The sequence below is a fragment of the Clostridiales bacterium FE2011 genome (assembly GCA_017569305.1).
Lineage (GTDB): Bacteria > Bacillota > Clostridia > Christensenellales > Aristaeellaceae > Aristaeella.
On the sequence record CP069418.1, the window covers coordinates 1,593,837 to 1,606,027 of the forward strand.

Here is a 12,191-nt window from a genome sequence, read left to right on the forward strand (position 1 = left end):
TCCCTTTCAGTTAAAACAGACCCGTAGCCTTTTCCAGGGCTTCCTGCTGTGCATGCAGGAGCTCTTCAAACTGGCGCCGGTATTCCACAGCAGTTTCCTTCAGCGCGGTAACCTCTTTTTCCAGGCCTTCCCGTTCTTCGGCCAGCCCGTTCAGGCGCTCATTCGCCTCTGTCTCTGCCTTCAGGCGGATCGCCTCAGCATCTTCCCGGGCCTTGCGGATGGTTTCTTCCTTCACGGTTGCAGCCATCTCCAGGATCTCCCGGAACTTGTTCTCATCCTCTTTGCTCACGCTGGAGGATTCAGCCGCCGGTGCGGACGGACGCACCATTGTTGTCTTCTGGCGCAGATCCTGGATTTCGTTGTTCAGCCGGTCCATTTCCTCACAGATCAGGTCCAGGAAGGTATCCACCTCTTCCTGATTATACCCTCTTGACGCGATAGTAAACTCTTTCTCCGCAATAACTTCTGAAGTGATTCTTTCCATGTCCGTCCCTCCTTCCGGTACTGTCAATCTGAATTGTTAATTGTTAATTGTTCATTGTTCATTGCTATTGATTTGGTTCCGCCAGATCAATAGCCATATCCTCCGAAGCTGCCATAGGCTCCGGCTGCCACCGGCATAGTTCCGGTGTAAGGATTATAACCCTGCAGTTCGCCGTTCCGCGCCGCGTTCCAGTCGGCCGCGTTCGCGCTGGTTCTGTGTTCCCGCCGGCCCTGGAAGGGAACTTCCGCAGGCTCGGTCATTGGGGGTGCCGCCATTTCCGGCGGCTGCATCATTCCGCCGGGCATCATCACACGGGCATTGTTCTGCTCGGGCAGGATCTTGACGCCTTCCGGCGCAATGATGACAATCTGTGCGCCCTGCAGCAGCCGGACTGAGCATCCCAGGGTAAAGGCAGCACCGGCCAGCATATCCTGGCACCGCATGCTTTCGCTGTCGTTGGCAATCGCGTCCAGCATCACGATCAGGGTTTCCCCGTCCTTCATGCACTCAATCGCTTCGTAGCAGCTCTTCAGGCCGGTCAGTGTGATGATGTGCTCCACGTGCACCTGTCCGCGTTCCATCCGCGGCTCAACACCCGGCATATAGGAAATATTGTTCCTCTGGGCCTGGGTAAAACCGGTCTGTCCGCTGAAGCTTCCCTTGCCCACATAATCCTGCTGGGCGCTCTGGTCCTGCTGCGGAAAATAGCTGGTGCCCTGCGGCTGGCCATAAGCCGTCTGGCCGAAGGCCGTCTGGTTATAGGCCGTCTGGTTGTACGCGGTCTGGCCGTATGCGGTCTGATCAAAAGCAGTCTGGCCATACGCAGTCTGGCCGAAGGTGCCCTGCTCATATCCTCCGAAATTCACCGGCGGATTCATGCCTGTGAAACCGGTATGCACAAAACGGGGATCCTGTCCCTGCATCTGTGTCATATCACCGGGCTGGGCTTCCGCGGTCTTCTTCCGCAGCGGACGGTAATGGCTGGTGCCTCCGTCCGGCCGGCGCGTGATATCCGCCGACACGCGGGAAAAAACCCCTTCAATGCTCTTCATCAGATCCTTAAATGCCATACGTGTTTTCCTCTCCTCTTTCCCGTCATCCGCGGGGTCCGAAAATTGCGCTTCCCACCCGGACCATCGTCGCTCCGTGAGCCGCGGCCAGCCGGTAATCACCGGACATGCCCATGCTTAGCTCTTCCATCGCGATCCCGCTCAGGTTTTTATCCCTGATCCGGTCAAACAGTCCGCGCGTCCGTGCAAATAATCCGTCCAGATAATCCTGGTCCTCTGTCAGCGGCATTACCGCCATCAGTCCCCGGATCTCAATCCCTTCCAGGGGCGCAATCTGTTTCAGAAACGCTTCCGTCTCCTCAAACAGTACGCCGCCCTTCTGTTCTTCTCCCGCGGGGCTGATTTCCACCAGCACCGGCATCCGCCTTCCGGCAGCCAGTGCCCGGTTATGAATCTCCCTGGCCAGCGGTTCGCTGTCCACGGATTGAATCATGCACACGTCCCCGACAATCTGCTTCACCTTGTTCCGCTGCAGGCGGCCGATCAGGTGAATCTGAAACCGGTCCCGAAGCTCCGGCAGCTTGGTCAGGAGCTCCTGCACCCTGTTCTCGCCGATGTCCGTAATCCCCATTTCAGCCAGCGGCAGGATTTCCTCCGCGCTGTGGGTTTTCGTCACGGCAATCAGTTTCGGTATGGGATAACGTCCTGCCGAAGCTTCTTCCAGCTCCCGCCGGACTCGTTCCACTCTGCTTTCCAGTTCCTCCCGGGTCATGGCGTCTGTCTCCTCCCTGATCAGAACAGCTTTACAGTCTGCCCTTCATAGAGCGTACCCTGCTGTATCGGAGAGATGTAAACCATCCCGTCCTTTTCGTCCATCACATTGACGGGAATGAAGAAGGGATATTCTCCATCCACGACCACAACGCCAGGCATGTTGTCCTGCGTGTAAATGGCCCTTGTCGGCACCGTCAGGCTGGTCACGTTATCGCCCAGCACGCCGGAACATGTCCGGATATACAGTACCGGCTGCACCTTGGACTGTACGTCCAGCCGGACCTCCAGTTCACCGCCGGTCCGGGTGAAACTCAGCACCTGCGCCTGAACCATGGTATCCTTGAAGTTTTCCAGCTTCAGTTCGTATACCGCGCCTTCCACCGGGTTCCAGTTGCTGTCCTTGATCAGCATCAGCACAACCCAGTGCCCGTCGCGCACCACACGGTAGATCGTGGTTTTTCCCTTTGAACTGATATCATTGGAGGAAGCCGGCTTCTGTCCGTTGATCATCGCACGGACCTGGGCCGGGCTGAACTTGTCATAGTTGGTAATCGTCAGGTCATACTCGTATCCGTCGGAATAGAAGCTGACCAGGCCCTCTTTCAGCGCAACAGACTTCTTGGTCCAGCTGGCGATTCGCTGCAGCTGGCTCTGCTCGTCATCATACAGGCGGGTCATCCGCTGGTCTCCGCTGTACTTTTCCTTCAGCCGGCTCTGGCGCGCACGGATTGCAGCCGCAAGCAGCGCTTCCTGGTTGTTCATGTTGCCCCGGGCGCCGCCAATCAGCTCCCGGACTTCGCGAGCCCGCGTCAGCACTTCCGCTTCCAGCTTTTCCATCTGCGGATCCGTATTGATTTCCTGGTTCAGCAGCTTGACCTGGTATTCCTTGATCTGGTTCCGGTAATCCTGCAGGGTTTCCAGTTCCCGGGTGCTGAAGCCGGAGGAATAGACGTTGCAGATATCTGTGCCCGGGGAAACATAGCTTCCCTCTTCCGCCAGGTACTCAACACTGGATACGGCTTCCTGGTCAAAGGGCGTCTCATCCCGCACGATCAGACAGTCTCCGGTATAACGGGTACCGATTACACCTGCGGTAATCTGGGCATAGGGGGCGGCTTCGGGAGCCAGCGAGGTGATCAGATACCAGGCAGCAAAAGCAAGCGCCAGCACGATCAGCATGATCTGCGGCACGCTCATGCGTTTTTTCTCCTGCAGTGTCGGCATCTGTACCGGCTGCGGAGGCTGCATATCGTACACCTGCGGTTCACCCCCCTTTCTGACATTCTGTTATTATATCATGCGTTTTTATTCTTTGGCAAATCTGCGGCTTATTTCAGCCACTCCGCCGGCCTGACAACGGCAACCGCCGGATCCCCGTCTGTGACTTCCAGCGTCATCAGGGACTTTTCGCCGGTAATCCGCTTCTTTTCCGGGGAAGCGGTTGCCATGACGAACGCCATGCCGACCACTTTTACATTGAATTCCCGCATCAGTTCCACCATACCGCCGGCTGTGCCGCCTCCCTTGAGGAAGTCGTCCACAATCAGCGCCTGCTGGTTTTCCTTCACCGCCCGGCGGCTCAGGCTCATCGTCTCAATGCTTCCGCTGCCGGAAACGTAGTTGATGTTCACCGCGGAGCCCTCATACACCCGGGAGGAGTGCCGGGCAATCACCAGCGGCACGCCCAGCGCGTTGGCCGTCGCAAAAGCCACCGGAATCCCCTTTGTTTCCATCGTCAGCACAAAATCCGGCTCTGTGTCATAGTACTCAGTCGCGATAATCTCGCCCATCCGGTTCACAATTTCCGGCATGGAAAGGATATCGCTGTAATACAGGAATCCGCCGGGAAGCACCCGTTCCGTGCCGCTGAGATCCGCGCACAGCTTTTCAATGGTGGCCCGCGCCTTTTCCCGGCTGACCTTCGGGCGGTACCTTACGCCGCCGGCAGCGCCGGTCACCGTATCGATTTCTCCCAGGTCAAAGGCCTTCGTCACCTGCTGCAGCAGGTCAACATCCTCGCTCATCGTGGATTTCGCGGATCCGAACAGTTCGCAGAAGCTGTTCAGCGTAAAGATCCTGTTGGGGGTTCCTGACAGCAGTTTGATCATTGCGGTCATGCGCTCATTACGGCGGATTCTGTCCATCTTTCTTCTCCAATTCTGCTTCCGAAGCATCCTCTGGTAAATCATTTCACAACAGGTAATTATAGCACAATATCCGAATGATTCAAAGATTTTTATCCGTATTGTTCGGAAAAAAAAGAAAAGACCGGTCATTTGACCGGTCTCTATTCTTTGCCTGTTTTACTCTTCCTTCATCAGGAAAGGGCTGATCTCTTCCAGCAGGTCGCTGCAGTCATCACTGTAGATCTCCAGGGTGATCGGCTTTGACAGATCCAGGGAGAAAATGCCCAGGATTGACTTGGCGTCCACCACATGGCGCCCTGCACGCAGATCCATCTCATAGGGGTAGCGCGCAACGATGTTGACGAAATTGTTTACATTCTCAACCAGGCTCAGTCTGATCATAGCGGACTTCACGGCAAAGCACCTCCTTCATATTCGTCGCCGGGGTTCCGGCGCGGGTTCCTATCATACAGCATTTCGGTACCGGTTTCAATTTCCTGTCCGGCTGTTTCCGAACCGGATTATCCATCAATCCGCGTACTGAACCGCGTCCTTGTCCCGAATCCGCAGCATCAGGGTGTTTTCTTCCTGGTCCCAGGCCGCCTCGCCCTTCAGGGCTGTGGCCAGGAACTGGGCATTGATGAAATGACCTTCAGAAATGAAGTCATAATCATCTTCTGCGATGCTGATCTGCGTTCCGTTCACGGTCGCGGTGCAACCCTGGTTTTCATCATACAGGGCCAGGGTGTATCCGGCCGCCTCCAATACAACGGTACCCACACCGTCGTCCGTCAGCTTCCAGCCTTCCACGCACTTGCACAGGTCATCCAGGCTGATCCGGATCTTATCCTTGCACTGGCTCACCCTCGGCTTCGCCGTTACCGGCACGCCGTCTTCCGTCGCGATGAATTCCAGCGGGCCGTCCGCCTCGTTCAGCGCAACCAGTGCGTTGATGATTTCATAATCTTCCGCGTCCAGGTCGATGTCCTCAACGTCTTCCGGAACATCTTCCGCGGTCTGCTTTGTTTCTTCTTTCGGTTCTTCCGTTTTCTCCGGTGCGGTAGTCGGTTCCGGTTCCGCCGTGGCCTCTGCTTCCGCCGCAGGGGTTTCTGTTACAGGCGCGTCAGTCGCGGGTGCGTCCGTAGCAGGCACGTCTGTGGCAGGCGTTTCGTCAGCTGTGGCTTCCGGTTCCGGAGCGTCTGTTGCTTCCGGTGCTGCGGTTTCTTCCGGCGCCGGGGTCGCAAGCACGACTACAGAGTTTGCCTCCGGAGCCGGTGTTTCACTTGCTTCCGCCTTTTCCGGGTTGTCAATCATTTCCGAGTTTTCATACAGGTTGGTCTGCGTGGCTCTGCCGGCGATACCGTCCGCCTTCAGGCCGTTGTAGTACTGGAATTTCTTGACTGCGTTATAGGTTTGCCGTCCGTAGGCGCCGTCAGCGCTTCCCTCCGGCAGATATCCTTTTTCAATCAGCTTTTCCTGCAGTTTCTTTACTTCCTTGCCCTTGGTTCCCATTGTCAGGTTATGATAAGCCTTCACGTTCGGCGTGATGGTGGGGACCGGTGCCGGAGTAATCTGCGCCGTAGGTTTTGCAGCGTTCGTCACTGCCGCTGCGGGAATCTTTTCAGGATTCTGGACCTGCGTGTTGTCCACGGTTTCCACAATTGCGGTTGCAGCAGGAGTGGGAACGGGCGTTTCCTTCGGAGCAGCCGTACTATTCACAGCCAGCGCCATTGTCGCCGACATGTAGATCAGCAGGGTTTTCATCAGATCCATATACGCCACTCCTCGTTCCTTAGAATTGAACCATCTTTCGAATCATTATATCAAACCCCGACTCTGATGACAATAGAAGTTTTGTATGGTAGAATCAGGCGATACGACAATTCAGGATTCAGAAATCAGAATTCAGAATTATCTGTTTCATATCCTTCAGGGACTCCCTGAACAGAGGCCGGATGTTTCGAAAAACAGCCCTCCTTGAAACAACGGCACATACCCGTTTTATATTCCCGAATATCCCGAAATCATTTGAGCCGGACATATAATTATGCATTATGCATCATGCATTTTGCATTGGTAATGGAGCGTATTTATGGAACAGCTTGAGGCGACCATCCAGGGTACCGTTTTCCGGAATGAGGAAAACGGCTGGTCCGTCCTGACCGTCCGTTCCGGCCGGTCAGAGATTACCGTGGTCGGCTCCCTGCCGGAGCTGAGTCCCGGTGAACAGGCTGTTTTTTCAGGCGACTGGATAGAACATCGTACCTACGGCCGCCAGTTTCACTGTGTCTCCTGCGAACTGAAAACGCCCACAACCCTCCTGGGGATTGAGCGATTCCTCGGCAGCGGCCTGATCCACGGTGTGGGTCCGTCCACTGCCCAGCTGATTGTTGAAGCCTTCGGGGAAGAAACCCTTGTGGTTCTCTCCGAGCATCCGGAGCGCCTGAGCGAGGTTCGCGGCATCGGCAAAAAGCGAGCCATCATGATTGCCGAAAGCTTCCGGGAGCAGCAGAGCACCCGGCGCGCCATGGTCTTCCTTCAGTCCTACGGTATTTCCCCTGCCCTGGCCATCCGGATCAGCCGGCATTACGGCGACCGCACCCCGGAAATCGTCCGGGAGAATCCTTACCGCCTGTGCGATGACCTGGAAGGCGTGGGGTTCAAAACCGCGGACCGCATCGGTCTGTCCCTGGGCATTCCGCCCGACAGTGAAAACCGCGTCAAATCCGCCATGACCTATATCCTGCGGGATGCTGCCGCTGCTTCAGGTCATGTTTACCTGCCGGAAACGGAGCTCTGTTCCGCCTCCGCCTCGCTGCTCAACGTGCCGCTCACCCTTTGTCAGCAGGCACTGCGCAGCATGCTTGTTTCCGGCGCGCTTCATTCCGAAACGGATGAAGCGGCAGAAAACCGCCGGGTTTACCTGCCTTATTACCGTTACGCGGAGCAGGAGGTCGCCCTCATGATCCGCCGCCTGATGGTTGCCATTACACCCGACAAATACGCCGGTGTTTCCCGGGCGATTTCGTCCTTTGAAAAACGCCGGAACATCACCTTCTCCCCCACCCAGCGCCAGGCCATTGCCGGTGCGCTGGAAAACGGTGTCTTTGTAATTACCGGCGGCCCCGGCACAGGCAAAACCACGATCATCAACTGCATTCTGGAGCTGCTCTCGAAGGATAACGAGACGGTTCTTTGCGCCCCTACCGGCCGCGCCGCCAAACGGATGAGCGAGGCCACCGGCGCAGAAGCGCGAACCATTCACCGCCTGCTGGAATACAGCGGTGAGCAGGGCGCCTTCACCCGCACGGATGACAACCCGCTGGAAGCGGACTGCGTCATCGCGGATGAAACCTCCATGATCGACCTGGTCCTGATGCGCGCCCTGCTGAAGGCCATCCGCCCCGGCACCCGCCTGATCCTCGTCGGCGACGCGGATCAGCTGCCCAGCGTCGGCGCGGGCAACGTGCTCGGCGATATTCTCGACAGCGGTGAAGTGCCTTGTGTCCGCCTTACGGAAATCTACCGCCAGAGCGGGGAAAGCCAGATCGTCGTGAACGCCCACCTGATCAATAACGGACAAATGCCGGTACTTAACGGCAAAGGCACGGATTTCTTCTTTGAGCGTAAAACCGCCCTGGCCGACGCAGCCCAGAGCATCACGGCCCTGGTCACTTCCCGGCTGCCCGGTTATCTGCATTATCCGGAAGAGGAGCGTCTCTCCCTTTCCGTCCGGAACATCCAGGTTCTTGCTCCCTCCCGCAAAGGAGAATGCGGCGTCAACAGCCTCAACCTCCGCCTGCAGGAAATGCTCAACCCGCCCGCCTCGGACAAGCCGCAGCTGCAATGGGGAGAAACCATATTCCGTCTGGGAGACAAGGTCATCCAGACCCGGAATGATTACCGTCTTCCCTGGCGCCGGGAAACCTCCGCCGGCATTGAGGACGGTGCCGGTGTGTTCAACGGCGATATCGGCTTCATCATCGACGTGGATCCGGAAAACCATATGCTTACCGTCCGCTTTGATGAGGAGCGGGAAGCCACCTATGAATCCGGAGACCTGGAAGACCTGGAGCCCGCCTACTGCCTCAGCGTGCATAAATCCCAGGGCAGTGAGTTCCCGGTGGTCGTCATGCCCGTGACCCCCGGACCGCCTATGCTGCTCACCCGCAACCTGCTTTATACTGCCCTGACCAGGGCCCGCAGCCTCGTGGTGCTGGTCGGCACCGAGGCCGTGATCCGCCGCATGGTGGAAAACGATCATGTGATCTGCCGCTACACCACCCTGGCCCGCCGGCTGATCGAAACCCGGGAGCTTGTACAATGAGCCCCCGCCCTTTCGAAACCTGGCTGTTCGGCAAGTGGGGGCCGCTTGAAAAAGCCCTTGCCCGCTGGGGAAAAGACGTCATCTGGCCCGAGGATGCCCTCTGCTGTGTCTGCGGCAGGGTAACAGATAAGGACGGTCTCTGTGCCTACTGCCGGGAATCCCTGGAGCATGACGGCTTCTTTTTCGCCTGGGAACGTTCCGATCCGGATCCTGATCTACCTGTCTGGTCCCTCCGTCCGCATGAAGGCATTCCCCGGGAACTGGTGATCCGACTCAAATACGGTGCGGAAGCACGTGCCGCCCGCATCCTTGCAAGCCTGCTCCTTCCCCTGCCGGATGACGTGGTTTTCCCGCCGGACACGGTTGTCACCTGGGTCACCATGCCGGAATCCCGCCGCCGGGAGCGAGCCGTCGATCACGGCCGCCTGCTGGCGGAAGCCTTCGCGGAAAAGCTGTCCCTGCCCTGCAGGCAGCTGCTGCTTCGGCGTGACCGCCGGGAAAAGCGCCAGGTAGGACTGAATGAAAAAGAGCGCGCCGCCAATCTGGCAGGCGCTTTCACACCCAAAGAAAAGATCACTTTTCCGGTACTCATCGTGGACGATGTGCGCACCACAGGCACCACTCTCTGCCGCTGTGCGGAAGCCCTGCGATCCGGCGGCGCGGAAAAGATTTTCGGTCTGACCGTCACCGCCCGAAAATAATTGACATATAAGCCCTTTCGGCAGTATTATATACGTTGGTCTGTTGCGATCAGGCGAACGTTTTTTGACGTTCAGCTCTCTTCATAACAGCCAATAGTATTGAATTCCGAATTCCACGTTTAAAAGGATTTTGTTTAAATCCGTGTCGGTATTCACTATGATCCCTGGGAAGTATTCGTCATCCTGAGCGTATGTGTCAGGAAACTTTCCGCCGCAGCGGATCATTCTGAATTCTGAATTCTGAATTCTGAATTAGTATTTGGAGGTTTGCCCTGTGCTTGAATGTATCGTGACAAAATTCGGCGGCAGCTCGCTGGCCAATGATGAACAGTTCCGTAAGGTTCGCAGCATTCTGGAGCTGGAACCCACCCGTCGCTACCTGGTCCCCAGCGCTCCCGGCAAACGCTTCAAGGAAGACGATAAAGTCACTGACCTGCTGTATCAGTGCTATGACCTTGCCTGCGAAGGCAAATCCATCGCGGAGCCTTTTTCCCGTATCCGGGATCGCTATCTGTCCATCGCCCGCGCTCTGCACCTGAAAGTGGATATCAACTCCAAACTGGACGAAGTGGAGCAGGGTATCTCCTCCGGCAAGGGCAAGGACTGGTGCGCCAGCCGCGGTGAATACCTCTGCGGTATCCTGATGGCTGACTACCTGGGATGGCGTTTCGTGGATCCCATTGACGGGATTTTCTTCAACGATAACGGCACCCTGGATGATGAGAAGACCCAGGAAAAGCTCTCTGCCCTCCTTGCGGACGGCGAGCCTGCTGTTGTGCCCGGTTTCTACGGTTCCAAGGCAAACGGTGAAGTCTGCACCTTCTCCCGCAGCGGCAGCGATATCACCGGTGCTCTGGTGGCCCGTGCGGTGAATGCCGATGTGTATGAAAACTGGACCGACGTTTCCGGTTTCCTGATGGCGGATCCCCGGATCATCGAAAACCCGGCGGAAATTTCCTCCATCACCTACAAGGAGCTGCGGGAGCTGAGCCACATGGGTGCTTCCGTCCTTCATGAGGACGCGATGTTCCCGGTACACAAGGCCGGCATCCCCACCAATATCCGTAACACCAACAAGCCGTATCATCCCGGCACCATGATCAGCAAGAACGCTCCCAATGAGATTTCCGTTCCCACCATCACCGGTATCGCCGGTCACAAGGGATACAGCGTTATCTCCATTGAAAAGAGCATGATGAACAGCGAAGTCGGTTTCGGCCGCAAGGTGCTGCAGGTGCTTGAAAACTACGGCGTGTCCTTTGAACATATGCCCACCGGTATCGACAGCATGTGCGTTGTGGTGAACAGCGCCACCCTGGAGCCTCATCGGGCCGATATCCTTAAGGAGATCGAGAACCTGGTGGACGGCAGCGGCAGCGTCTCTGTCAGCGACAACATGTCCATCATCGCCACCGTCGGCCGCGGCATGGTGCATAACTGCGGTACCGCCGCCCGTCTCTTCTCCGCCATGAGCCGTGCCCGCATCAACGTGCGGATGATCGACCAGGGCTCCAGCGAGCTGAGCATCATCGTCGGCGTCAACGACAACGACTTTGAAGCCACCATCCACGCCATCTACCACGAGTTCGTGGGATAACGATGTTACAGCAAGCCTGCGGAAGCATTCTGCTTCCCGCAGGCTTTTTCTTTTTCATGACTTCTTGCCGAAAAAACCTGTAATGTTATATAATTACAACATCCCGTTACCGCTGATTTGTCATCCTGAGTGACTATGTGGTAAACTCAATACAATAAAGTAAATCAATCCTTTAATTCTGAATTCTGAATTATGAATTCTGAATTGAATATGGGGGTGCCTGGAATGAAGGTTCTTGTAACCGGATACGCTGGTCAGCTGGGCTGGGATACCGTACGCCAGCTGGAAGCCCGGGGCATTGAATGCCGCGGTGTCGACATGCAGGATTTTGACCTGACAGATGGTCAGGCCGTCAAAGACTATGTCCAAAGCTACCGTCCCACCGCCATTGTCCACTGCGCCGCCTATACCGGTGTGGACAAAGCGGAATCACAGCCGGAAATCTGTGCTGCTGTCAACGGCATGGGCACCGTCAACATCGTCCGTGCCGCGCTGAGTGTCGGCGCAAAGCTGGTCTTCATCTCTACGGACTATGTCTTCCCCGGCACCGGGGATCAGCCCTTCAAAATTGACGATCCCTATGGACCCCTGAACGTCTACGGCATGAGCAAGGTTCAGGGAGAGGATGCCGTCCGTTCCCTGATGACCCGCTACTTCATTCTTCGTACCAGCTGGGTTTACGGCAAGAACGGCCGCAACTTTGTCCGCACCATGCTGCACCTGGGCAAGGAAAAGAAAGAGATCCGCGTGGTCAATGACCAGATCGGTTCTCCCACCTATTCCCGGGATCTGGCCCGCGTCATCTGCGACGTGCTGTCGACAGAAAAGTACGGCATCTACCACGTCCGCAACGAGGGTTTCCTCTCCTGGTACGATTTCGCGAAGATGATTATGGAAAAGGCCGGTCTCCCCTGCAAGGTGATCCCGGTTCCTTCTTCCGAGTATCCCACTCCCGCGAAGCGGCCCCTCAACTCCCGTCTGGACGGTTCCAAACTCACCGAGGCAGGCTTCGCGCCCATGCCCTCCGTTGAAAACGCCCTGGATCGTTACCTGGATGAGATCAAAGACGAGAACTGGTAAAAAACAGGCAATGAAATATATACAGCACTTTGGGCAGTTCCAAAGTGCTGCTTTGGTTTGACAGGAAGCATCCACCTTAGTATGATCATTTC

The 12,191-nt window shown here is 56.5% G+C and carries 11 protein-coding genes; 4 read left to right on the forward strand and 7 right to left on the reverse strand.

Annotated elements, in window-relative coordinates; all coding sequences use genetic code 11:
* Positions 1 to 10: 10 nt before the first annotated feature.
* From JRC49_07445 to JRC49_07475, 7 genes are all read right to left on the reverse strand, one after another.
* The gene (locus JRC49_07445) at positions 11 to 484 is read right to left on the reverse strand and encodes a DivIVA domain-containing protein (protein ID QTE72621.1); all 474 of its coding nucleotides are present in this window, start codon (positions 482 to 484) and stop codon (positions 11 to 13) included.
* A gap of 86 nt (positions 485 to 570) precedes the next feature.
* Positions 571 to 1,554: a cell division protein SepF gene (locus JRC49_07450; GenBank protein ID QTE72622.1), complete on the reverse strand. Its 984-nt coding sequence runs from the start codon at positions 1,552 to 1,554 to the stop codon at positions 571 to 573.
* A gap of 25 nt (positions 1,555 to 1,579) precedes the next feature.
* On the reverse strand, positions 1,580 to 2,266 hold the full coding sequence (locus JRC49_07455; GenBank protein QTE72623.1) for a YggS family pyridoxal phosphate-dependent enzyme: 687 nt from the start codon (positions 2,264 to 2,266) through the stop codon (positions 1,580 to 1,582).
* Between the two features lie 20 nt (positions 2,267 to 2,286).
* The gene (locus JRC49_07460; protein ID QTE72624.1) at positions 2,287 to 3,525 is read right to left on the reverse strand and encodes a hypothetical protein; all 1,239 of its coding nucleotides are present in this window, start codon (positions 3,523 to 3,525) and stop codon (positions 2,287 to 2,289) included.
* A gap of 71 nt (positions 3,526 to 3,596) precedes the next feature.
* Complete coding sequence (gene purR, locus JRC49_07465) at positions 3,597 to 4,412, reverse strand: pur operon repressor (GenBank protein QTE72625.1); 816 nt, start codon at positions 4,410 to 4,412, stop codon at positions 3,597 to 3,599.
* Positions 4,413 to 4,571: 159 nt separating this feature from the next.
* Positions 4,572 to 4,808, reverse strand: coding sequence for an HPr family phosphocarrier protein (locus tag JRC49_07470; protein QTE72626.1), 237 nt, complete (start codon positions 4,806 to 4,808; stop codon positions 4,572 to 4,574).
* A gap of 114 nt (positions 4,809 to 4,922) precedes the next feature.
* Positions 4,923 to 6,167 (reverse strand): peptidoglycan-binding protein, encoded by a 1,245-nt coding sequence (locus JRC49_07475; protein ID QTE72627.1) that lies wholly within the window; start codon positions 6,165 to 6,167, stop codon positions 4,923 to 4,925.
* Positions 6,168 to 6,486: 319 nt separating this feature from the next.
* On the opposite strand from JRC49_07475, the gene JRC49_07480 reads away from it, so the two are divergent.
* The 4 genes from JRC49_07480 (at position 6,487) to rfbD (ending at position 12,099) form a co-directional block, all read left to right on the forward strand.
* Positions 6,487 to 8,721 (forward strand): ATP-dependent RecD-like DNA helicase, encoded by a 2,235-nt coding sequence (locus JRC49_07480; GenBank protein QTE72628.1) that lies wholly within the window; start codon positions 6,487 to 6,489, stop codon positions 8,719 to 8,721.
* The gene (locus tag JRC49_07485; GenBank protein QTE72629.1) at positions 8,718 to 9,422 is read left to right on the forward strand and encodes a ComF family protein; all 705 of its coding nucleotides are present in this window, start codon (positions 8,718 to 8,720) and stop codon (positions 9,420 to 9,422) included. The genes JRC49_07480 and JRC49_07485 overlap by 4 nt, the downstream gene beginning before the upstream one ends.
* 286 nt (positions 9,423 to 9,708) lie before the next feature.
* The gene (locus JRC49_07490; GenBank protein ID QTE72836.1) at positions 9,709 to 11,019 is read left to right on the forward strand and encodes an aspartate kinase; all 1,311 of its coding nucleotides are present in this window, start codon (positions 9,709 to 9,711) and stop codon (positions 11,017 to 11,019) included.
* A gap of 225 nt (positions 11,020 to 11,244) precedes the next feature.
* On the forward strand, positions 11,245 to 12,099 hold the full coding sequence (gene rfbD, locus JRC49_07495; GenBank protein ID QTE72630.1) for a dTDP-4-dehydrorhamnose reductase: 855 nt from the start codon (positions 11,245 to 11,247) through the stop codon (positions 12,097 to 12,099).
* Positions 12,100 to 12,191 lie beyond the last annotated feature (92 nt).

Coding starts and splice junctions, on each gene's coding strand:
- JRC49_07480 (QTE72628.1), top strand. CDS start 6,487: ATGGAACAGCTTGAGGCGACCATCCAGGGTACCGTTTTCCGGAATGAG.
- JRC49_07475 (QTE72627.1), bottom strand. CDS start 6,167: ATGGATCTGATGAAAACCCTGCTGATCTACATGTCGGCGACAATGGCG.
- JRC49_07445 (QTE72621.1), bottom strand. CDS start 484: ATGGAAAGAATCACTTCAGAAGTTATTGCGGAGAAAGAGTTTACTATC.
- purR (QTE72625.1), bottom strand. CDS start 4,412: ATGGACAGAATCCGCCGTAATGAGCGCATGACCGCAATGATCAAACTG.
- rfbD (QTE72630.1), top strand. CDS start 11,245: ATGAAGGTTCTTGTAACCGGATACGCTGGTCAGCTGGGCTGGGATACC.
- JRC49_07455 (QTE72623.1), bottom strand. CDS start 2,266: ATGACCCGGGAGGAACTGGAAAGCAGAGTGGAACGAGTCCGGCGGGAG.
- JRC49_07485 (QTE72629.1), top strand. CDS start 8,718: ATGAGCCCCCGCCCTTTCGAAACCTGGCTGTTCGGCAAGTGGGGGCCG.
- JRC49_07450 (QTE72622.1), bottom strand. CDS start 1,554: ATGGCATTTAAGGATCTGATGAAGAGCATTGAAGGGGTTTTTTCCCGC.